12 protein-coding genes are annotated in these 22,216 nt (G+C 68.4%); 8 read left to right on the top strand and 4 right to left on the bottom strand.

Translation table 11 applies throughout. The features are described 5' to 3' along the window. The first annotated feature begins 573 nt into the window (after positions 1-573). Positions 574-2,841 carry a glycogen debranching protein GlgX gene (gene glgX, locus JUB11_RS04385; protein ID WP_247886836.1) on the top strand — a complete coding sequence of 756 codons (2,268 nt, stop codon included), beginning with the start codon at positions 574-576 and terminating at the stop codon, positions 2,839-2,841. A 53-nt stretch (positions 2,842-2,894) separates the two neighbouring features. Here glgX and JUB11_RS04380 read toward each other — a convergent pair whose 3' ends face one another. Continuing rightward, positions 2,895-3,173, bottom strand: coding sequence for a helix-turn-helix domain-containing protein (locus tag JUB11_RS04380; protein ID WP_207456491.1), 279 nt, complete (start codon positions 3,171-3,173; stop codon positions 2,895-2,897). Positions 3,174-3,445: 272 nt separating this feature from the next. On the opposite strand from JUB11_RS04380, the gene JUB11_RS04375 reads away from it, so the two are divergent. Both JUB11_RS04375 and JUB11_RS04370 read left to right on the top strand, forming a co-directional pair. Further along, positions 3,446-6,787 carry a DEAD/DEAH box helicase gene (locus tag JUB11_RS04375; RefSeq protein WP_207456490.1) on the top strand — a complete coding sequence of 1,114 codons (3,342 nt, stop codon included), beginning with the start codon at positions 3,446-3,448 and terminating at the stop codon, positions 6,785-6,787. Positions 6,788-6,970: 183 nt separating this feature from the next. After that, positions 6,971-8,641 carry a HAMP domain-containing methyl-accepting chemotaxis protein gene (locus tag JUB11_RS04370; RefSeq protein ID WP_207456488.1) on the top strand — a complete coding sequence of 557 codons (1,671 nt, stop codon included), beginning with the start codon at positions 6,971-6,973 and terminating at the stop codon, positions 8,639-8,641. A gap of 133 nt (positions 8,642-8,774) precedes the next feature. Here JUB11_RS04370 and JUB11_RS04365 read toward each other — a convergent pair whose 3' ends face one another. Then, positions 8,775-9,431, bottom strand: a complete 657-nt coding sequence (locus JUB11_RS04365; RefSeq protein ID WP_207456485.1) for a pyridoxamine 5'-phosphate oxidase family protein — start codon at positions 9,429-9,431, stop codon at positions 8,775-8,777. Between the two features lie 225 nt (positions 9,432-9,656). On the opposite strand from JUB11_RS04365, the gene JUB11_RS04360 reads away from it, so the two are divergent. Beyond that, complete coding sequence (locus tag JUB11_RS04360; protein ID WP_207456483.1) at positions 9,657-9,824, top strand: DUF1508 domain-containing protein; 168 nt, start codon at positions 9,657-9,659, stop codon at positions 9,822-9,824. A gap of 102 nt (positions 9,825-9,926) precedes the next feature. Here JUB11_RS04360 and JUB11_RS33110 read toward each other — a convergent pair whose 3' ends face one another. Beyond that, positions 9,927-12,227 carry a helicase-related protein gene (locus JUB11_RS33110; protein WP_207456481.1) on the bottom strand — a complete coding sequence of 767 codons (2,301 nt, stop codon included), beginning with the start codon at positions 12,225-12,227 and terminating at the stop codon, positions 9,927-9,929. A 428-nt stretch (positions 12,228-12,655) separates the two neighbouring features. Here JUB11_RS33110 and JUB11_RS04350 point away from each other — a divergent pair, with 428 nt between their 5' ends. From JUB11_RS04350 to JUB11_RS04340, 3 genes are all read left to right on the top strand, one after another. Further along, positions 12,656-13,516, top strand: a complete 861-nt coding sequence (locus tag JUB11_RS04350) for a WecB/TagA/CpsF family glycosyltransferase (protein ID WP_247886854.1) — start codon at positions 12,656-12,658, stop codon at positions 13,514-13,516. 3 nt (positions 13,517-13,519) lie between these two features. After that, positions 13,520-15,862: a Wzz/FepE/Etk N-terminal domain-containing protein gene (locus JUB11_RS04345; RefSeq protein WP_207456479.1), complete on the top strand. Its 2,343-nt coding sequence runs from the start codon at positions 13,520-13,522 to the stop codon at positions 15,860-15,862. A gap of 460 nt (positions 15,863-16,322) precedes the next feature. After that, positions 16,323-18,341 (top strand): carbohydrate-binding domain-containing protein, encoded by a 2,019-nt coding sequence (locus JUB11_RS04340; protein WP_207456477.1) that lies wholly within the window; start codon positions 16,323-16,325, stop codon positions 18,339-18,341. Positions 18,342-18,425: 84 nt separating this feature from the next. Here the strand turns inward: JUB11_RS04340 and JUB11_RS04335 are convergent, their stop codons facing one another. Continuing rightward, the gene (locus tag JUB11_RS04335) at positions 18,426-19,904 is read right to left on the bottom strand and encodes a lipopolysaccharide biosynthesis protein (protein ID WP_207456475.1); all 1,479 of its coding nucleotides are present in this window, start codon (positions 19,902-19,904) and stop codon (positions 18,426-18,428) included. Between the two features lie 853 nt (positions 19,905-20,757). Here JUB11_RS04335 and JUB11_RS04330 point away from each other — a divergent pair. Then, entirely contained in the window at positions 20,758-22,197 is a 1,440-nt protein-coding gene (locus JUB11_RS04330; protein WP_207456473.1) for an exopolysaccharide biosynthesis polyprenyl glycosylphosphotransferase, read from the top strand. Positions 22,198-22,216: the final 19 nt, after the last annotated feature.

The following is a 22,216-nucleotide window of genomic DNA, read 5'->3' as shown; positions in this document are numbered from 1 at the left end:
CCAGGACGAAGATTGAAGAGCAGGCGTCGTCGTAACGGAGGGCGTCGGAACAGAGGGCGAGGGAGAGCTCTCGGCGGCACGGCGTCGGGGCAAGGTTTCACCGGCGCAAGGACCGGCACCCGCCCGGCAAGGCTGGAAGACGCGGAAAAATCTTTCCACCGAAGGTGGCTTGGCCGCGCCGCCCGTCAAAACCCTGCACTCACGGCAAAGACGCCGCCATCCTTAACAACCAAGCCAGAGGAGCACAAGCGCCCTACCGGACGGCGACTGGGACAGACTGCCGCGACACTGGCCCCGGCACCCCGACCATTTGGGAATTTATCTTTATTTCTAGGCTGTAGCATAGCATGAGCGGCGCACTGGCGCGACCTGCCTTGGCGACTATGACGATGCGCCTAAGGCAGCACCCCCTTCGCACGAGAGCCACACGAATTCGACAGCAAAGCCCGCCCGTTCGTTCGGGGCAGGCCCCACGGGCGGATCATTGCGCCCGCCAGCCCGGTTCCCATGTCTGTCCATGCCCGCCCTTCGGCGCACGGACCGGCCAGGCGGTCCCATCCAAGAGGCTCCCAATTGAAGAAGACTCCGTTCGCACCGCAGATCCTCCGCCGTTCACGCGTGCGGGAGGGCCTTCCCTACCCGCTCGGCGCAAGCTGGGACGGGCTGGGCGTGAACTTCGCCCTCTTCTCGGCCAACGCCACCAAGGTGGAGCTGTGCCTGTTCGACCAGGAGGGCCGGCGCGAGCTGGAGCGGATCGAGTTGCCGGAATACACGGACGAGGTCTGGCACGGCTATCTGCCGGACGCCCGGCCGGGCACCGTTTACGGCTACCGGGTGCACGGCCCTTACGAGCCGCGCGCCGGACACCGCTTCAACCCGCACAAGCTTCTTCTCGATCCCTACGCCCGGCAGCTCGTCGGGCCGTTGCGCTGGTCGGACGCCCATTTCGGCTACCGGGTGGGTGCGGCGCGGGGCGACCTGTCCTTCGACCGGCGCGACAGCGCGCCCGGCATGCCGAAATGCGTGGTGGTCGATCCCGCCTTCACCTGGGGCAAGGAACGGCTGCCCTGCGTTCCATGGGAAAACACGGTCTTCTACGAGGCCCACGTGCGCGGCTACACGATGCGGCACCCCGCCGTGCCGCCACAGCACCGCGGCAGCTTCGCCGGCATGGCGCAGCAGGAGGTGGTGGACTACATCCGCTCGCTCGGCGTCACCGCCGTCGAGCTTCTGCCGATCCACGCCTTCGTCGACGACCGCTATCTTCTGGAAAAGGGGCTGCGCAATTACTGGGGCTACAACACCATCTCTTTCTTCGCGCCGGACCCGCGCTATCTCGGCACCGGCCGCATCAGCGAGTTCAAGGAGATGGTCGCCCGGTATCACGAGGCGGGGATCGAGGTGATCCTGGACGTGGTCTACAACCACACCGCCGAAGGCAACGAGATGGGTCCGACCCTGTCCTTCAAGGGCATCGACAACGCCAGCTACTACCGGCTGGCCCCCGACCAGCGCTATTACATCAACGACACCGGCACCGGGAACACGCTGAACCTCAGCCACCCGCGCGTGCTCCAGATGGTCACCGACAGTCTTCGGTACTGGGTGACCGAGATGCACGTCGACGGCTTCCGCTTCGACCTCGCCACCATTCTCGGGCGCGAGCCGCACGGCTTCGACCAGGGCGGCGGCTTCCTCGACAGCTGCCGGCAGGATCCGGTGCTGTCGCGGGTGAAGCTGATCGCGGAGCCCTGGGACTGCGGCCCCGGCGGCTATCAGGTCGGCGGCTTCCCGCCGGGCTGGGCGGAATGGAACGACAAGTACCGCGACACGGTGCGCGCCTACTGGAAGGGCGACGAGGGCAAGCTGCCGGAACTGGCGACGCGCATGACCGCGTCAGCCGACACCTTCAACCACCGGGGGCGCAAGCCCTGGGCGTCGGTCAACTTCATCACCGCCCATGACGGTTTCACGCTGCACGACCTCGTCTCCTACAACGAGAAGCACAACGAGGCGAACGGCGAGGGCAACAAGGACGGCCACTCCCACAACATCTCGTGGAACCACGGAGTCGAGGGGCCGACCGACGACCCGGAGATCAAGGCGTTGCGCTTCCGGCAGATGCGCAACCTGCTGGCCACGCTGCTGCTGTCCCAGGGCACGCCGATGCTGCTGGCCGGCGACGAGTTCGCCCGGACGCAGAACGGCAACAATAACGCCTATTGCCAGGACAACGAGGTGAGCTGGATCGACTGGGAGGGCATCGACGAGGACGGGCTGGCCCTGACCGACTTCGTCCGGCGGCTGATCGCGTTGCGGCAGAGCCATCCGCAGCTCCGCCGTGCCCGTTTCCTGACCGGCGCCTTCAACCCGGACACGGAGGTCAAGGACATCACCTGGGTGACGCCGGCCGGCCGGGAAAAGACGACGGAGCAATGGCAGGACCCGATGGCCCGCTGCCTGGGGCTGCTGATCGACGGTCGCGCCCAGGCAACCGGGATCAAGAAGCCGGCCTCGGACGCAACCGTGCTGCTGATCGTCAATTCCCACCACGACGTCGTGCCCTTCACCCTGCCGGCGGTGGTCGGCGGAAGCCGCTGGGTGAACCTGATCGACACGCGCGATCCGGAGCGCGTGGAACTGACCACGGCACAGAGCGGCGACGAGATCGCGGTCGGCGGGCGTTCGCTCCAGCTGTTCGAACTGATGCCGGAACGGCGCCGCCCGACCAACGCGCTGAAGGCCGCCGCCCGTGCCTTGCGGGATGCCTCACGGGCGCTGGACGAAAAGGCGGCATTGCCCGCGGAGGAAGTGCAGGCGCTGGAGACACCGGCCGAGTGACCTCGGGGGAGGCCGGCGGAGCTCCGCCATGACCTCCCCCCGCGGGGAACGCGTCAGGCGTGGCCGGCTTCCAGCTCTCCGTTCAGGCGGAAGGTGACCGCGCGGCCATGCTTGGCGTCACGGAGCAGGATACGCTTCGTCTCCAGAAGCTTGATGGCCCGGTTGACGTTGGGCCGCTGCATGCCGAGCGCGTCGGCCAGTTCCGACTGAAGCACGGGAACCGGATGATCGTACTGCAGGCGCCGGCTCAGGTAGGTGAAGACGCGCAAGGCTTCCAAGGTGATGTCGCGGTCGGTCGAAACGGCCCTGGAGAGGTAGTCATGTGTCGGCATGGCGGCCTCGTCTCTGAAGTCAAACGGTGAGCCGGACCGACGGTTCGCAACCGCCTCCGGCCGGATCCATGCCCGGCGGAGGGCCGCCGGACCATTGGTATCCGGGGAGAGACTTTAGAGGGGCATTGTTGTTCGCGTGTGTCGCCCGGATTTCGCCGCTGTCACATGGCAGACGAGCTGTTGCAGAATCCGACATCCTGTTTCATCGTCCGCCCGCTTGTTTCAATTCATCCATGGCCGGCAGCGCGATGCTGGCAGGCTTGCGGGACGGAATGCTTCCATTCACCGAGGCGGATATCCGCCAGGCTTTCCCCAGGGGAGCCTTCGAACGTGGTCAGGAATACCAGCGCCGGGGCCACGTGATCGACCTGGAGACCGATTCGGACGGAATGCGGATCACCGGGATGGTTCAGGGGAACGCGCTGGATCCCTATCGCGTCTCCGTGAACGTGCAGCGCCACCGGCTGGGCGCGGTGCTGTTCTCGGGCCATTGCAGCTGCTACCTGGGATATCACTGCAAGCACATGGTGGCGCTCCTGCTCGACACGCTGGCGCAGGGCACGGCCACGTCCGACAAGGCGTTGAAGCGCTGGCTGTCGTCGCTGGAATCGGCGGCCGGAGACGAGGCGCCGCCCGGCCGCATGCTCGTCTACTGCCTCGACATCAAAGCGAACCGGAACGCGCCGGAAACGGTCGTCCTCCCGTTGCGCGTGCACAAGCTGAAAGGGGGCGGGTTCGGGAAACAGGTCCAGCCCCTGCGCGCTGACGCGGTTCCGCTTCACCCGGGCTTCGGGGCGCCGGACTACATCCAGGCGGACGACCGGTCGATCTTCCGGCTGCTGCCCGTCCTGTCCGAGTCGGACGGCCGCTACGACCGGACCGAGTTTCCCCTGCGCTCGGAAGCCGGTCCGGCCGTGCTGGGCATGATCCTGCGGACGGGCCGAGCCTATTGGCAAGGTCTGGACGGCCCGCTTCTGCGGCCGGGGCCGCGCCGGGATGCGGAGCCGCGCTGGCGCATGGACGCGGACGGCGCCCAGCGCCCGGTCCTCGTCATGAAGGAGCCGGGCGCCATCGTCCTGCCGCTGGTGCCGCCCTGGTACCTCGACCCGGAGACGGGCCTGTGCGGCCCGCTCGAGACCGGGCTGCCCGACCGGGTCGCGGCGGCGCTCCTGGCCGCCCCTGCGGTCCCCGTGGAAGAGGTGGTGCGGGTCCGGGAGGAGCTGGAGCAGCGCCTGCCGGACCAGCCCGCCCTTCTCCCGCCCCTTCCGGCCGAGCCGGAGGAACGCCCCGCCGAGCCCGTGCCGGTGCTCCGGGTCGGGCTGGTGTACGCGGTCACGGACGACTTCTTCGATGAGCTGGACGGCTACGGCCTCGATATCGAGGAGATACAGTGCCTCGGCGCGGTGCTCGGCTTCGATTATGAGGGCCGCATCCTCTCCCCGTCCGATCCGAAGGATTGGGTGGCGTTCGTGGAGAACGGACGCCCGATTCGCGTTCCGCGCCGCCGGGACCTGGAGACCCGGGCCGTCGCGCGTCTGGAGGAGCTGGGATTCGAAGACACGGACATCCTGGAGCATGGCGGCGACATGGCCGGCTGGGCGCCCCGCTTCCAGGTCCCCCCGCAGGAGCTCGGCGGTTTCAACGAAGGTCACGACCGGCTGATGCGGTTCCTTTACCGTGACGCTCCCCTGCTGCGCGCGGAAGGCTGGCGGGTCGAGACGGACCCGGCCTACGAGATCGGGTTCGCCGAGCCCGGCGAGGACTGGTCCGCCGCGCTGGAGGAGGAAGCGAGCGGCATCGACTGGTTCGGTCTGTCGCTCGGCGTCACGGTGGACGGCCAACGGCTCGACCTGCTGCCGCTCCTCCTGCCCCTCCTGCGCGGCATCCAGGGAGAGGAGCATCTGGAGCAGCTTGCCGGAAGGACGGAGCCCCTCTTCGTGCCCCTGCCCGACGGGCGGCTGATGCCGACGCCGGGCGACCGGCTGGCCGCGATGCTGCGCGTGCTGTGGGACCTGTTCCAGGCCGGCGCTCTGGGCGAGGACGGCACCCTGCGCCTGTCCAGGGCGGACGCCGCTGCCCTCGCCGAGGCCGAGGCGGCCTCGGCCGCCACCGGGTTGCGCTGGACCGGCAACAGCCGGCTGCTGGAGGTCGGGCGCAAGCTGCGGGAGATCGGAAGCATCGCGCCGGTGCCCCCACCGGCCGGGCTGAAGGCGGAATTGCGCCCCTACCAGCGGGACGGGGTGAGCTGGCTGCAATTCCTGAGGGAGGTGGAGTTCGGCGGCGTGCTCGCCGACGACATGGGATTGGGCAAGACGGTCCAGACCTTGAGCCACATTCTGATCGAGAAGGAAGCCGGCCGGCTCGACCGTCCCTGCCTCGTCGTGGCCCCCACCAGCCTCGTTGCCAACTGGCGGGCAGAGTCGGCCCGCTTCGCGCCGGACCTGCGCGTGCTGGTGCTGCACGGCGCCGGGCGCAAGAGCGACCTGGACCGGATCGGGGAGCACGACCTCGTCGTCAGCACCTACCCACTGCTGCCCCGCGACCGCGAGGCCCTGCTGGGCCAGGACTGGCATCTGGTGGTGCTGGACGAGGCCCAGACCATCAAGAACCCGAAATCCCAGGCGGCGCTCGTCGCGGTGCAGCTGAAGGCACGCCACCGGCTGTGCCTGACCGGCACGCCGATGGAGAACAACCTGGCCGAGCTGTGGTCGCTGTTCCATTTCCTGGTGCCCGGATTCCTCGGCGACGAGAAGACCTTCAAGCGGCTGTACCGCACCCCCATTGAAAAGCGGGGTGACCAGCATCGTGCCCGTGCGCTCGCCCGGCGGGTCCGGCCCTTCCTGCTGCGGCGCACGAAGGAGCAGGTCGCGACGGAGCTGCCGCCCAAGACGGAAATGGTCGAGCACATCGATCTCGACGGCCCGCAACGCGACCTCTATGAGAGCATCCGCGTCGCAATGGACGAGCGGGTGCGAGCCGAGGTGCGCAAGCTCGGGCTGGCGCGCAGCCACATCCTCATCCTCGACGCGCTGCTGAAGCTGCGGCAGGCCTGCTGCGACCCCCGCCTGCTGAAGATCCCCGCCGCCGGCAAGGTGAAACATTCCGCCAAGCTCGACCGGCTGATGGAGATGCTGCCGGCGCTGGTGGCGGACGGGCGCCGCGTCCTGCTCTTCTCGCAATTCACCAGCATGCTGTCGCTGATCGAGACGGCGCTGGACGGTGCCGGCATTCGGTACGTGAAGCTGACCGGACAGACGCGGGACCGCGCGACGCCGGTGGAGCGGTTCCAGCGCGGCGAGGTGCCGGTCTTCCTGATCAGCCTGAAGGCCGGCGGCACCGGGCTGAACCTGACCGCCGCCGACACGGTCATCCACTACGATCCCTGGTGGAACCCCGCCGTCGAGCGGCAGGCCACCGACCGTGCCTACCGCATTGGCCAGGACAAGCCCGTCTTCGTCTACAAGCTGGTCACGGTCGGCACGGTCGAGCAGGCGATCCTGACCTTGCAGGAACGCAAGCAGGCGCTGGCCGACGCGGTGCTGGAAGACGGCGGCGCCGAGCTGCCCGGCCTGACCGACGAGGATCTGAACCTGTTGTTCGCGCCGCTGGAGTGAGGCCCCGGATCGTCCGTGAGGCCAACCTTCAGAAGAACAGGCAAGCCAGCAACATCAACCACTGATTGATGTTCCGTTAACGCTTTTGCCCTAATCACAGCCCCGTCACAGCGGGAGCTGTCACGGCCGGGCGTTCCGCCGGGGCCGCTGCCGCGCGTTCTTCGCCCTGGGGTCCCTGTTTCCATGCGCATCGCAACCGTCACCAAGCTCGCCTACGCCGCCACCCTGGGCATGACCGTCCTGTCCGGCGCCTGCCTGGTCCTTTCCGACCGTGCCGACGAGGCCGAACGGCGGGCGGTCCGGGAGCGGACGGAGAACCGGCAGCTCGCCTTCGACCTGTCCAACGCCTCCGACTTCCTCACCAACGAGGCCCGCCGCTACACGATCTTCGGCGAGCGGAAGCATCACGACGCCTACTGGCGCGAGGTGAAGGAAACCAAGTCCCGCGAGCGCGTGGTCGCGCGTCTGAAGGAACTGGGCGCGCCGGCGTCGGAACTGGAACTGATCGAGGAGGCCAAGGGCAAGTCCGACGCGCTGATCGCGTTGGAGGAAGCCTCCATGAGGGCCGTGGAGGAGAACAACCTCCAGCAGGCCCAGGCGCTGGTGTTCGGCCCGAGCTACGACAAGGGCAAGGCCCTGATCACGGCACCCATCGCCGAGTTCCAGAAGCGCCTCGCCGCGCGCACCGAGGCCGGCGTCACCGAGGCGCAGGAAAGGGCCGGCTTCTGGAACCTCGTCGCGCGGGCCATGATCGGCGCGACCGCCCTCACCTTCCTGGCGGTGCTCTACGGCGTGCTGAGCCGCCGGGTGGTCGGACCGCTGGTCGGGATCAGCGGGGCCGTGGAGCGTCTGGCCCGGCAGGACTTCGCGGCCGAGGTGCCCTGCCGGGACCGCCCGGACGAGGTCGGGGCCGTGGCGCGGGCGATCCAGTCCTTCAAGGAGAGCGGAGTCGAGCGCCAGCGTCTGGAGGCCGTGCGAGCCGAGGAGCATGCGGCGCGGGAGCGGCGCGCCGCCGCCGTGGAGCGGCTGATCCGGGAGTTCGACGGCAAGGTTGCGGGCGCACTGGACACGGTGGACCTTTCCGCCGGGGAGCTGCGGCGCACCGCCGAGAGCATGTCCGCGGTCGCCGACAGGACCAACCGGCAGGCCAGCGCCTCGGCGGCGGCGGCCGAACAGACCTCCGCCAACGTGCAGACGGTCGCGTCGGCCACGGAGGAAATGGGCGCCTCCATCCAGGAGATCAGCCGGCAGGTCGCCAGCTCCAACGAGATCGCCTCCAAGGCGGCGGTCCAGGCGCGGGAGACCACCGGCTCGGTGCGCGGCCTCGCCGAGGCCGCCGGCCGGATCGGCGAGGTGGTCCGGCTGATCCAGGACGTCGCCTCCCAGACCAACCTGCTGGCGCTGAACGCGACCATCGAGGCGGCGCGGGCCGGCGAGGCGGGCAAGGGCTTCGCCGTCGTGGCGGGCGAGGTGAAGCAGCTCGCCAACCAGACCGCAAAGGCGACCGAGGAGATCGCCCAGCAGATCGCCGGGGTGCAGGCGGCGACGCAAGGCACGGTGGCCGCCATCGACGGGATCAGCCAGACCATCATGGCCGTCAGCGAGATCACCGCGACCATCGCCGCCGCGATCGAGGAGCAGAACGCCACCACCGGCGAGATCACCCGCAACGTGCAGCAGGCCGCCCAGGGCACGGCCGAGGTGACTTCCAACGTCGTGCAGGTGAACCGGGCGGCGGCTCAGACGGGCGACGCGGCGGCGCAGGTGCAGGCCGCCTCCACCGACCTGCTGCGGCAGGCGGACGCCCTGCGCCGGGAAGTGGAGGTCTTCCTGGAAGGCATCCGCGCGGCCTGACGCGGGGGGCTTGCCGGAAGGGGAAGGGCGACGCCACATCAGGGGAGCGCCCGCACCGGGACGTGAGGGAGGCCGCTTCGATGAGGCCGGCAGTCCCTGGCGAGATTCTCCGGGCCTCTCGGTTCCGATCCGGTCAGCGCAGCGGGCGCGGTTCGTCCTCGCCCCGGTATTCCTCCAGCGGCATCGTCCCGCCCAGCTCATCCACCCTCTGCGCGTCGGTGTCCGGCAGCGCGCCCTCGAACAGGTCGAGCCGCTTCCAGGCGGGGAAGGGCTGCCGCCCGTCGGCGTCGGGAACATGGGGGGAGAGGGCACTTCCCGCGCTCTTGTGGATGTAGCGCCCGCAGTTCACGAAGATCTGCGTCGCCGTCACGCGCACGAGGCGGTCGGCGCCGGGATGGTCCCGCAGGAGGTCCGGATCGTCCAGCACCTCCGCCCGGCCCTGGACGCGCAGGCGGTGCGGCCGTTCGAAGTCGATGAACAGCAGACCGACCTCGGCGCTGGCGGCGATGTTCCCGAGCGACAGGAACATGCCGTTCCCGTCATAGCTCGGGAAAACCAGTTCGCCCGGCCCGGTGACCCGGACGAAGCCGGGTGGCCCGCCCTTATAGGACACCGTCGGGCGGCCATGCTCGTCCACCGTAGAGAGGAAGAACATGGAGGCGGCCTGGATGAAGTCACGCTCCCGTGGTTCGAAGGCGGAATGCGCCATCTCCTCCAGGCGGTCGGCGAGCCTGCGGGTGCCGTGTTCCTCCTGAAACCGCCGGTGGTCCGGCCCGAAGAAGACGCTCATCGCCGCTCGCTTCCGAATTGCCGATGGATCAGCCCTACCAGCTTCGCGCGGCGCCTGTCAAAGAGGATGTCCGTTTGCCGAACTGACTTTTCGGGCTGTCCGATTTTCATAGGAAGCCGGGGGTATGGACCTCTTATCGGGCGTTCCTAAATCTCCGGCGCCGCCGGCGCAGGAGGACCGGACGGCGCAGGCAAGATCGATCACGCATCCGTCTTGGGAGGTGCCATGCATTTCAAGACCTACAAGGACCAGATCGGCCGGTGGCGCTGGGCGCTCTTTGGGGCCGACAACCGGCAGATCGCGGTGTCCGGCGAAACCTTCCGCAACCAAGCCGACGCCGAACAAGGAATCGCGCTGGTTCGCTCCGCCCACGAGGCTCCGGTCCGGGCCTGACCCCGGCACTCTGGAAAGGCATGAACGGAAAAGGCGGCGCCCGAAGCGCCCGGCGCCGCCTTTTGGCTGTTGCGTTCTGTCCGTTCCGGTGTGGGAACCGCGTCAGGCGGGCCTCGCCCGCCCCGCTCCGCCTCGTCCGCGTCCCCGCCCGGCGGGTGCCGCGGCCGGGGGGCGGCCCCGGCGCGGGCCGTCGCCGCGCGGTCCCTTGGCCTGGGCCGGTGCATGGGCGGCATGGTCGTGCGCCTTCGCGCTCCCCTCGCCCCCGCGCCGGCCGTCACGCCGGAAGTCCCGGCGTTCGTCCCGGTTCGCGAAGCAGGCGTCGCAGACGCGGAAACGGTGGTTGGGCTTCAGCTTCTTGCCGCAGGAGGGGCAGGCGCGGGCCAGGGTGCGCTCGGCCAGTGTCCGCTCGATGAAGGCGTTCAGCATGGCCCGGCGCTCCTGGCACAGGTCCATCTCCGGGTAGGCGTCCGGGAAGCGGTAGGCGAGCCAGGCATAGGCGGTGAGCTGCTTCACGGCGCGCTCGGCCGCCTCCAGCTCCACGTCGGTGCCGACCTCCATGGTGAAGCGCTCGGCTTCCTCCGGGGCCGGGTTCGGGAAGCCGCGGCCCTGGTTGCCGGCCCAGCGGGCCAGCAGGCGCAGGTTCTCCTGGTCGCGCACGTCGATGGGGCAGCGCGCCAGCATGTCGCGCGCGGCCAGCGGCAGGTTCGCCTTGTCCACCGCCTGGGCCGCCTGGATGCGCTGCTCCAGGTCGGTCATGCGGAAGGTCTGGTGGGCGCGCAGCAGCTCCTGCCCGGCGGTGCGCAGCACCTTGGCAAGGCTGTTGGTGTCCAGCTCCTGGGCGATGGCCTCGACGTGGGACAGGTTCGGCGAGATCCAGGGGCGCGGGTCCTCAGGCGGCACGGGGGCCGCGGTCAGGGCGCGGCGCACCGGGTTGATGGACTCGCCGTCCAGCACGGCGACCCGCCCCTCCTCGTGCATGCCGAAGCGGCCGGCGCGCCCGCCGATCTGGCGGATCTCCGGCGGCAGCAGCTCGCGCTCCTCGCGCCCGTCATACTTGCGGGTGGTGGTCAGCACCACGCGGGCGACCGGCAGGTTCAGTCCCATGCCGATGGCGTCGGTGGCGACCAGCACGTCGGCGGCGCCCTCGCGGAAGCGGCGCGCCTCGGCGCGGCGGACCTCCGGCGACAGGGCGCCGTAGATCACCGCCACGCTGTGGCCCTTGTCGAGCAGCTCGCGCCGGAAGGTCATGACGTCGCGGCGCGAGAAGGCGATCAGCGCGTCGCCGCGCTTCACGTCGGACAGCTTCACCCGCTCCTCCTGCACGCGCAGCGGCGACTTGCGGGTGAACTCGATGATCTCAAGTTCCTCGCCCAGCGCCACGGCCAGCCGCTTCAGGTAGGGGATGGCGTCCGCCGAGCCGGTCATCAGGATCTCCGGCGCGGCCACGCCGGCCACCGCCTGGGTCCAGGCCCAGCCGCGGTCGGGATCGCCGATCATCTGGATCTCGTCGATGACGCAGGCGCCCCACACGCGGCTCGTGTTCACCATCTCGATGGTGGAGGAGGTGAAGGAGGCGCCGGGGCGCACGTCGCGCTCCTCGCCGGTGACGAGGCTGCAGGGGCGGCCGCGCGTCTCGATCGCTTCCTGCCCTTCCAGCGCCAGGAGGCGGAGCGGCGCCAGGTAGCAGCCGCTCTCCGCCTCGGCCAGGCGGTCCATGGCGGCGTGGGTCTTGCCGGAGTTGGTCGGGCCGACGAACAGCCGCAGCTTGCGCACCATGGCGCGCGCCGTGGCGAAGCTGTCGAGATAGACGCCGAGGCCCGACGCGTTCTCCAGCCGCGCACGGCGCACCTTCATGCCGGCGCGGGCAGCGGCGCTGTTGAAGGCCTCCTCCAGCGCGTCGAGCAGGGTCTGCACGCGCGGGATGCGCCCGCCGAAGCCGACGATGCGGCCCAGCTCATCGGCAAAGCCCTTGGGCCGCCAAGCGTCGCCCATCGCGGCGCTGCGCGACGCCATGGACTCGAACCAGCCGTCGACGCGCTTGCGCGCCTTGTCCAGCGCGCCGGATTCCAGGCAGGCCGCCTTCACCCGCTTGCCCAGCGTCTTGGCCTGCGGGCGGCCGAATCCCTCCTCGCCCGCCAGCAACCCCCACAGCTCGGCCTCGATCTCCGGGAGCGGGCCGACGGCGACGCGGAACCGCAGCTTCAGGCGGCGGTCGGCGCCCGGCACCGCCACCTCGTGCGCCACCGCCACCGACCAGCGCGCCGGGACCGAATCCGCGTCGACCTCGATGCCGTCGCCGCGCACGACGGCGGCAATGGCCCGCAGGGCGTCGCGCCGGTCGAACTCGTCGGCCGTGCCGGGCATCTTGCCGCCGTCGGGAGGGGTGGTGTCGTTCTCGCTCATCTCGTCTCTTTCCAAGGGCCCCCGGCGGGTTCCGGACACCCGTTCCCCAGGGTCCGGCACGCGCGCGGAGGGGTCAAGGGCCCAAGTGCCTTCCGGATCAACATCCGGACGGCCGATCGGTAACGGCGCCTACGCGCCATGCACCAAAGTTCGGGGGAGCGCGCTATGTGGGCACTCTCTTCCGGATTGCCAAGGCGAGTCCTTCGGAGGAGCCCGCCGGGGCGGGCTAATTCTCCTGCACTGGCCGACTACCGTTCCCGCCAATGCGCAGGAGGGCCATGAACCGCCACATAGAGGCTTGCGGATCGAGGCGGCCCTCTAACGATGGGGTTAGCCGCGAACGCGCAAGAGCAGGCAACGCCACCGGACGTATTAACAAGCAATCCCGCCTGACCAGGCTCCGCCCCGTCAGGCATCATTTGTCGATCATGACGGTTCCGCGACCGTCATCCTTTGTCGAACGCGGCGGCCGCGAAGCCGCCGGAGCATTATTTCGGGAGAACTTTATGCCGAGTCCTCGTGAAGTCCTGGAACTGATCGAGAGAATACGGTGCATTTCCAGCGAAGAGGAACGCCGGCAACTTCTGGCGTCCCTGGGCGCGGTGGAACGGCCGACGGTTCTGTCCTTCATCAACGCCCACGGCGTCAATCTCTGCGCCGTGTCCGAACCCGCCCTGGCGGCGTTCCGCGCGTCGGACGTCCTGCTGCGCGACGGCATCGCGCTGCAGGCGGCCATGCCGTCGCTCGGGATCCAGCCGGGTTTCAACATGAACGGCACCGATTTCATCCCCTTGCTGCTGCGCACGCTGCCGGCCCGCCGGGTCGCCATCTACGGCACCGAACAGCCCTGGCTGGACGGCGCGCGGGCACGTCTCGAGGGCTGCACACCGCACAGCTTCATTGACCTTCAGCACGGTTTCCATCCGAAGGAACATTACCTGGAGCAGGCTCGGCAGAACCGGCCGGACATCATCCTCCTCGCCATGGGCATGCCCCGGCAGGAGGAGATGGCGATCGAGCTGAAACGCTCGCTCGACCATCCGGTCCTGATCATCAATGGCGGTGCCATCATCGACTTCCTGGCGGGACGATTCACCCGTGCCCCGGCCCTCGTCCAGAAGGCCGGGCTGGAATGGGCGTTCCGGCTCGCGCAGGAGCCTCGGCGCCTGTTCAGCCGCTACTGCATCGGCGCGTTCGGCTTTGCCCGCAACGTGATGCTGATGCGCCGCGCCGCCACATCCCGTCTGTCCAGCACCCCAGCATCAGCGCCCATGCATAAGGAGCTTTGAGAAGTGGAAAACCTTCCCCAGATCCACCACGGCGGCGCGCCGGCACCGGCGTGGCCCACCGCCGTCGCCCCGCAGCGCCCGCGCGCCGAGTTCGAGGGACAGGCCCCTGGCATGGGCCCGGACTTCCGTTTCATCCTGCGCGTGCTGATGAGCCACAAGTGGCTGATCGCCTTCATCGTGGTCACCGTGACCACGCTGGCGGCCTTCGGCGTCTCGCTGCTCCAGGACAAGTACACCTCCGAAGCGCTCCTGCTGGCCGACAGCCGCCAGGTCCGGATCGTCAGCGAGGCCGAACAGGTGCTGGGCTCCCTCTCGGCCGAGGACGCGACCATCGCCAGCGAACTCGAGATCCTGCGCTCGCAGCAGGTCCTGAGCCGCGTGGTCGAGGACCTGAACCTCACGGAGCATCCGGAGTTCAACCCGCCGCGGGCGGCCGACACGGAGGCGCCGCTGATCGAGCGTTCGGTGGCGCTGGGGCATGACCTCGTGCGCAGCGTCTGGGGCGACGCGGCCCCGCCGGGCTTCATCGCCTTCCTGCTGAACCACGGCGACCAGCTGGTGCGCGACCATCACGCCCGCGAGGCCCACGCCGCACTCGGCCCCGACCGCATCCTGGAGCGCATCAAGCGCAACCTCGACGTCGCCATCGTCGGCCGGTCGCGCGTGATCCAGGTCCGCTTCACCGCCCGCGACCCGCAGCTCGCCCAGCAGGTGGTGGACAGCGTGGTGCGCCATTACATGGGCACCCGCCAGCAGATGGACCGCGAGCTGTCCACCGGCGCCGTCGCCTGGCTCGAGGACCGCATCCAGGTCCTGCGCGAGGAAGCCGCCGCCGCCGACCAGAAGGTCGAAGAGGCCCGCTTCAGCGCCGGCCTGCTGCGCGGCGGCACCGGCATGATGGCCCAGAACGAGCTTGAGCAGGCCCGCATGCGCCTCGCCCAGGCCGCCGCCGACCGTGCCCGCCTCGTCGCCCAGGCCAACTCCATCGAGAGCAACACCGCCAGCGGCGGCAGCAGCATCGCGTCGCCTGTCGTCGCCCAGCTCCGCGCCACGGTCGCCGCCCTGTCCGGCGAGATGGCCCAGCTGTCCCGCCAGTACGGCCCCAAGCATCCCCGCGTCGTCGAGCTTCAGGCCCGGCTGAACGAGGCCAGCTCCCGCCTGTCCTCGGAGACCCGCCGCGAGATCGCCGGTGTCCGCGAGGCCGCCAACGTCGCCGTCGCGCAGGAAAAAGCCCTGCAGGACATGATCACGAAGCTGGAATCCAGCTACCAGACGATGTCCCAGCAGGCGGTCCCGCTCCGCACGCTGGAGGCCGAGGCCCAGGCCAAGCGCCAGCTGCTCGACAGCCTGCTCGCCCGCCTGGAGGAAGTCACCGCCCAGCAGGACAACCGCGCCTTCCCGTCGGGCGTGAAGCTGGTGTCCCCGCCGCAGGTCCCGGGTGAGCCGTCCGGTCCGTTCCGCATCCTGCTGCTGGTCGCCGCTTTCATCGGCTCGGTCGTCCTGTCGGTCTTCACCGTCTTCCTGCTGGAGCTGTTGCAGCGCCGCGTCCGCACACCGGAGACGATCCGCCGCATCCTCGGCGTTGGCGGCGTCCACATCGTCCCGCACCACACGACCAAGGGCATGGCCGGCGGCCTCTATCAGGTCTTCCAGCGCCACCCCTTCTCGCTGTTCAGCGAATCCATGCGCTCGCTCTTCCGCAACCATCTGGCCAACCTCGGCCCGGTCGGCTCCATCGCGGTGACCTCGGCCCGTCCGTCCGACGGCAAGACCTCGATGAGCCTCGCCGTCGCCCAGGTGGCCAGCCAGGCCGGCCGCCGCGTCGTGGTCGTCGACACCGACTTCCGCCGCTCGCGCCTGAACACCCTGTTCAATCTCTCGGCCGAGAAGGGCCTGTCGGACTGGATCGGCGGCGAGGCGTCGCTGGACGAGATCGTCCACGTCTCCGACGAGGTTCCCTTCGCCATGGTCCCGGCCGGGCGCCTGATGTCCTCGACGCTCGACCGCTTCAACGTGGACTCCCTGGTCCACCTGATGGCCGGCCTGTCGCCGCGCTACGATCTGGTGATCTTCGACACGGCTCCGGCGCTCGCGGTGTCCGACGCCCGCATCGTCTGCGGCGCCGCCTCCCGCGTGCTGTTCGTCACCCGCTGGGGCCACACCACGGCGAGCGACCTCCAGGCCGTCGCCGACCTCGGCCCGATCGACCACGAGAAGTTCGTGTGCGTGATGACCGACGTGAACCTGAAGAAGGCCGCGGCCCAGGGTTACGACACGCCCTACAACAGCTACGTCGCCACGCGTAAGTACTATGGCGACCCGACCAGCCTGCGGACGGCGCCGTAAGGGGACCGGTCCGCGGCACGGATCGCGGCGAAAAAAGGGGCGGCTCCGGGAAACCGGAGCCGCCCTTTTCTTTTTGCGGAACGCGCGGGAGGGTGCCGGAAAAGGCTTGCCGCGACGCACGGTGTTAACCATGGGGCCGCGCGAAGGGCCGTTCCCGGAGATGATTCCTGCCATTCGGCACCCCCGCGACCCCACGCCTGTGACATGGTTTTTCCGCTTCCGCTCCAGGGGCTTGGACCGTTTCTGTCTCAAAATTATCCCTGCAAATCAGCCACTTCTCCGTGACCTGGGCGCCGCGCCTGTGTCCGTGCCGCCACGCCGGCAGCGATTTTTACGTCCCATTCTTTTCACAGGCCGACGTGGCCTTTTAGCCGCATTTCGCTAAAATCCGAAATATCTCGTTAAGCATTTCCGGCCACTCTCGGGCTCAGCGAAATCGGAAAACAACGAGGTATCCACCATGGCAATGACCACCACGAGCACCGTCGACACGACCTTCGTCGTCAACGCCTCGGGCCAGGCTGCCGGCGGGATCTGGCCGCACTTCAAGCTGCTCGTCGACGGGCGCGACATTGGGCAGGCCACGGTCAACTCGACTTCAACCGGCAGCTACAGCTTCAAGACGCAGGTGGCGCCGGGTGCCGCACACACCATCCAGATCGTTTACGACAACGACTGGCTGTCGACCGACAAGGCCGGCATGTACCGTGACCTGACCATCAAGTCGCTTCAGGTCAACGGCAAGACGGTCACCCCGACCAGCTCGCTGGTGACCTACGACAAGGGCGCCATCGACGGCCAGGACGTCATTCCCGGCCAGGAGGCCATGTGGTGGGACGGCGCGCTGAAGTTCGCGCTGACCAAGGACTACTTCCCGGGCACGGCCACCAGCACGCCGGCCCCGACCACCCCGGCGCCGACCCCGACCACCGGCACCGGCTCCGATACCATCACGGTGAGCGCGAAGGGCAACGGCGGCGCCCACTTCAACGTGCTGGTGGACGGCAAGAAGATCGGCGAGGGCACGACGACCTCGACCACGAAGGACTTCACCTTCAAGACCAATGCCGCCGACCTCCAGGCGCACAAGGTCCAGATCCAATACGACAATGACGGCGTGGTCAACGGTGTCGACCGCAACCTGAACGTCAGCAAGATCGTCATCAACGGCAAGTCGGTCCTGCCGACCGACGGTATCGTGACCTACGACAAGGGCGCTCTGGACGGCCGTGACGTGGTGAAGGGCCAGGCCGACCTGTGGTGGAACGGCACGCTGGTCGTGAACGCCGACAAGAGCTTCTTCCCGGCCGGCAGCGGCACCACGCCGACGCCGACGCCGACGCCCACCCCCACCCCGGTTCCCACGCCGTCCAAGCCGATCGCCGATGGCTACCTGCACACCGAGGGCAGCCAGATCGTCGACAGCTCGGGCCAGAACGTGAAGCTGACCGGCGTCAACTGGTTCGGCGCCGAAGGCTTCGCCTTCGCCCCGCAGGGCCTGTGGATGGACAGCTACCAGAACCACATGGACAAGATGCAGGAGTTGGGCTTCAACACCATCCGGCTGCCCTTCTCCGACGCCATGCTGGACAGCGGCCGCATGCCGACCGGCATCGACTACTCGAAGAACCCCGACCTGCGCGGCCTGACCTCGCTCCAGGTGTTCGATAAGATCATCGAGTACGCCGACAAGACCGGCATGAAGATCATCCTCGACCACCATCGTTCCGGTGACGGTGCCTCGGCCAACGAGAACGGCCTCTGGTACACCGACCAGTATCCGGAATCGAAGATGATCGCCAACTGGAAGATGCTGGCCGCGCGCTACGCCGATAACCCGTCGGTCATCGCCGCCGACCTGCACAACGAGCCGCACGGCGCCGCCACCTGGGGCAGCGGCAACCAGGCGACCGACTGGGCTGCCGCCGCCGAGCGCATCGGCAACGCCATTCAGTCCGTCAACCCGAACTGGCTGCTGATCGTCGAAGGCGTCGAAATCCACAACGGCAACTGGTACTGGTGGGGCGGCAACCTGCTCGGCGCCAACAACCGGCCGATCGACTTCAACGTCGACAACAAGCTGGTCTACTCGGTCCACGACTACGGCCCGTCGCTGCACATGATGGACTGGTTCAAGGACGCCAACTTCCCGAACAACATGCCGGCGAAGTGGGACCAGATGTGGGGCAACCTCGTCAAGAACGACGTGGCTCCGGTGCTGGTCGGCGAGTTCGGTTCCAAGATGCAGACGGACATCGACAAGAAGTGGATGCCCGAGCTGATCCAGTACATGAATGGCGACTGGAACACCGACGGCAAGATCGACATCGGTGCCAACGAGGAAGGCGTCAGCTGGACCTATTGGGCCTGGAGCCCCGGTTCGGGTGACACCGGCGGCATCATGAAGGATGACTGGACCGTCGATTACACCAAGCTGAACGCCATCAAGTCGGGCATGTTCGACGGCGACATCGCCTAAAGCATCCGGACCGGTCGGAACGCGTTCAAGACGAAGGGCCGGCAGCTCGCGCTGCCGGCCCTTTCATGCGTCCGGGCGGCCGCTTCAGGCGGACTGGACGCGCCGGCCCCGGCCGCCGAGGAGCTTGAACAGCGTGGCCCGGCCGGCCGGGCCGATGCCCGGACCGAACAGCGACACCAGCAGGAAAGCCAGCGTCAGCAGCACCTTGTAGGCGGTGACCACCGGATCGACGCTGTCGCCGAACAGGTGCCAGCCGACCGCATAGGCCAGACCGGCCGGCAGGAGGATCCAGGCGAGGCGCATGACTCTCAGCGGGATTTCGTCATCGGCCAGGCGGCGGCGCACCGCCTCCGTCAGCACGATCTGGAAGACCTCGCGGCCGAGATTGGCGACCGCTGCCCCCACGAGGCCCCAGCGCCACACCAGCAGCACCGCCAGCCCCGTCCCCACCGCCAGGCTGGCGGCGGAGATCCAGGGCAGCACCCCGACCCGCTTCGCCTTCAGCAGGGCGACCTCCGGGTTCATGCGGATGCCGTGCAGCACGAAGGCCAGCACCAGGAAGGGCATGCAGGACAGCACCGGCGCGTAATCCGCCGAGGCGATCAGCCAGAGGATCTCCGGCGTGGTCAGCGCCATCCCCAGCGCCGCTCCCGTCAGCACCAGCACGAACAGGTGGAAGACGAAGTCCGCCTGCTCGACGTCCACCGCCTCGTGCTGCGACTCCAGCCGGCGCACCGACCAGATCTGCAGGAAGGAGGCGGTCAGGAACATGTAGAGGATCTGGGACAGCCGCATGCCGAAGGCGAAGATGCCGACGGCCGCGGTGGACAGAAGGATGTTGAGCAGCCAGCGCGCCACGAAATTGTTGGCGATGTCGAGCAGCGACTGCGGCATGTAGGGCAGCCCCAGCGTCACCACCCGGCGAAGCACGGCGCCGGAGAAGCCGAAGCCGGTTCCGCGCAGGATGGCGGTGACCAGCAGCAGCGCCAGGGCCGCGAAGGACGCCGCGTTGGCCAGGAAGATACCGGGCACTCCAAGATCGAGGCCCCACAGGAACAGCAGGTTGAAGCCGAGCAGCGCGCCGACCTTGGCGACCGAGACGCCCAGGCACAAACCCGACCGCTTCTGCACGCGGTAATAGGCGAGCGTCAGCTCGAACAGCGTGGTGAGCGCCACGGTGCCGAGCGCCAGCGCCATCACCGTCGTGTGTTCCGTGCTGCCGAACATCGCCCAGCTCGCCGCCATGCCGGCGGGGTAGCAGAGCGCCAGCAGCGCCGCCGAGGCGCCGGCCAGGGCGAGCAGGCAGGTGCTGACCACCCGCCGGCGCCCCTCCTCCTCGGCATGCTCGAAATAGACGGCCGTGAAGGCGTTGTTCAGCCCGATCATCAGCATGACGGCGAGCAGGTCGCTGACCACCACGACGAGCGCGTAGACGCCGAACTCCGACGGCGTCAGGATCTTCGTGTAGAGGGGCAGAAGAAGGAGCCCGGCAGCCCGGTTGACCACGTTGGCCACCATGAAGAGCCAGCCGTGTTTCAGGATCGTCGCAGCTTCCGAAGCCATTGAGGCACTCCGCGAAAAGCCGTCGGCGCGCCGCGGGACCCCTGCCCCACCGCCGCCGTGCCGGCTCTGATAATCGGGTCGAGACGCGCCGGACGGGCGTGTCTGCGCCGCCGGCGGATGAATGTTCGTGTCGCACCGAATGATCGGAACGGCCCCGCCTGGTGTCAATTTCACCTTGGGGCGAGCTTCGGGCTCTTCGGTCATAGCCGCTTCCGCCCGGCCGGGCGCTCACGCCCCCCGCACCGGCCCCCCAGCGACCGGCACGCGCGGGATCCGGGGCATCATCGGCCGAGCGTGCTCCCGGCGCACGGCAGCCGCAACCGCCCTTTGGAGCGAAGGCCATCCCCGAAATGGTCGCGCACCCCGCTTCCGAATGCCGGGCACCTCCTTCTCGGGATGCCCTTCGCGGGAAACCGTCCGGGACAAGGCGCCGCCGGGACCGGAAACCACCCGCTCTTGCCGCCCAGGGCCGGCATCTACCACCAATTTGCGGTTAATTGAACCTACCCCCTGGATAGGGCCGTGCCCAATCCTCCCTCCAGAGCGGATCATACGGTCGCGCAGGCACCCACTTCGTCACTCTCGAATACATTCGGCGCCTGCCTCCTCCTGGGTCCGGGAGGTATCGCCCTGGGGTAGGAAGAACACTTCTGATTTCTTGTTAAGGCACGGCCCTCCTCCTAAATCGTGGACAGCACAAAGACACGCCGTTTTCCAACGCAAAACGCCTGTATGCTTTTGCATTACTAAATACGGAAAGAAAAAAGGCGTCAAAAGTAAAAAGCAATGAACGGCCGCCTCAAGCCAACCCAAGGGGCGGGTGACAGTCAATTTCAAACCCACGGGACCCACGATGAGCAAACTGGAACCGGAAGCCGTTATGGATCTCGCCCCGGCGAAGAAGGCGATGACGCCGCCGCTGTGGCTGCTCATGGCCCTGTCCGACGGAATTGTGCTTGCCCTTCTGGGCTGGGCGATCAGCCAGTTCTTCTCTCCCACCGAACTTTCCATCGAACAGGACACGAGCCGGCGCGCGCTGGTCACCGGCCTGATGCTCGTCCCGCTCGTGAAGTCGGTGTTCGGCGTCTATTCGCTCGGACGTTTCGACCACATGGAGCGGGCGCGCCGCACCTTTCAGGCGGCCCTGCTCTGCTGCGCCGTGCTGGCGGTGCCCTTCGTGGTCATGGACGGCTTCCGGTCCTTCTTCGTGGAGGCGCTGTCGGTCGCCATGCTCGGCTTCGCCGCGGCCTACGCCGCCGACCTTCTGGTGGTGCACGGGCTTCTGGCCGGCGCCCTCCAGTGGCGCATGCCCGTGGTGATCGTCGGCGCCGGCCCGCAGGGTGCCGCCCTGGCCGAGAAGCTGCAGCGCCTTCCCTGGCTCGGCATGCGCCCGGTCTGCTTCTTCGACGACGACGACAGCCTGTGGCAGACCCGCGTCGCCAACCTGCCCGTCGTCGGCCCGACCGAGCTGCTGACCGCTTCCCCGATCTATGCCCGCCAGGCCCAGGCCGCGATCGTCACCGACGTCGGCCGCCACCGCAGCGACCTGGCCGGCTTCGCCAAGACGCTTCCCTTCAAGCAGGTTTACTGTGTGCTGGGCGAGGGCAACGTCACCGCCATGGACGCCAGCTTCCACAACCTCCACGGCTCGCTCGCCCTGCGCGTCAGCCCCCGCCCGACGACCGGCTACCTGCGCATCCGCCGCGCCATGGACATCGTGCTGACCAGCATCCTCCTGGTCGTGGCCGCACCGCTGATGCTGGGGATCGCGCTCCTCATCAAGCTGGACAGCCCGGGTCCGGTGTTCTTCCGCCAGAAGCGCTGGGCCGGCGGCAGCCTGACCTTCGACCTGCTGAAGTTCCGCTCCATGCACATCAACGCCGAGGAGCACCTCCAGCACCTGCTGGAGACCGACCCGAAGGCGCGCGAGGAGTACACGGTCTACCATAAGCTGACGGTCGATCCGCGCATCACCCCCTTCGGCCGCTTCCTGCGCAAGACCTCGCTCGACGAGCTGCCGCAGCTCTGGAACGTGCTGATGGGCGACATGAGCCTGATCGGCCCCCGTGCCTACATGCCCAAGGAGCTTCCCGAAGTCGGGCAGTCCGCCGAGGTCATCGGGTCCGTGCGCCCCGGCCTCACCGGCTTCTGGCAGGTCTCCGGCCGGCACCGCACCACCTTCCAGGAGCGCGTCGCCATGGACGTCTTCTACGTCCGCAACTGCGGCCTGCTCTTCGACTTCTTCATCCTCTGCAAGACCGCGGTGATGGTGCTGAAGGGCGACGGGTCATAAGACCCGGCGCCTGATGCGG

The sequence above is a fragment of the Azospirillum sp. SYSU D00513 genome (assembly GCF_017356015.1).
Taxonomy (GTDB): Bacteria; Pseudomonadota; Alphaproteobacteria; order Azospirillales; family Azospirillaceae; genus Azospirillum.
This window is presented reverse-complemented; position numbering and strand designations above follow the sequence as displayed.

Excerpts from the sequence above, each read along its gene's own strand:
- JUB11_RS33110 (WP_207456481.1), bottom strand. The coding sequence starts at position 12,227 with ATGAGCGAGAACGACACCACCCCTCCCGACGGCGGCAAGATGCCCGGC.
- JUB11_RS04380 (WP_207456491.1), bottom strand. The coding sequence starts at position 3,173 with ATGCCGACACATGACTACCTCTCCAGGGCCGTTTCGACCGACCGCGAC.
- JUB11_RS04360 (WP_207456483.1), top strand. The coding sequence starts at position 9,657 with ATGCATTTCAAGACCTACAAGGACCAGATCGGCCGGTGGCGCTGGGCG.
- JUB11_RS04340 (WP_207456477.1), top strand. The coding sequence starts at position 16,323 with ATGGCAATGACCACCACGAGCACCGTCGACACGACCTTCGTCGTCAAC.
- JUB11_RS04335 (WP_207456475.1), bottom strand. The coding sequence starts at position 19,904 with ATGGCTTCGGAAGCTGCGACGATCCTGAAACACGGCTGGCTCTTCATG.
- JUB11_RS04370 (WP_207456488.1), top strand. The coding sequence starts at position 6,971 with ATGCGCATCGCAACCGTCACCAAGCTCGCCTACGCCGCCACCCTGGGC.
- JUB11_RS04375 (WP_207456490.1), top strand. The coding sequence starts at position 3,446 with ATGCTTCCATTCACCGAGGCGGATATCCGCCAGGCTTTCCCCAGGGGA.
- JUB11_RS04365 (WP_207456485.1), bottom strand. The coding sequence starts at position 9,431 with ATGAGCGTCTTCTTCGGGCCGGACCACCGGCGGTTTCAGGAGGAACAC.
- JUB11_RS04350 (WP_247886854.1), top strand. The coding sequence starts at position 12,656 with ATGACGGTTCCGCGACCGTCATCCTTTGTCGAACGCGGCGGCCGCGAA.
- JUB11_RS04330 (WP_207456473.1), top strand. The coding sequence starts at position 20,758 with ATGAGCAAACTGGAACCGGAAGCCGTTATGGATCTCGCCCCGGCGAAG.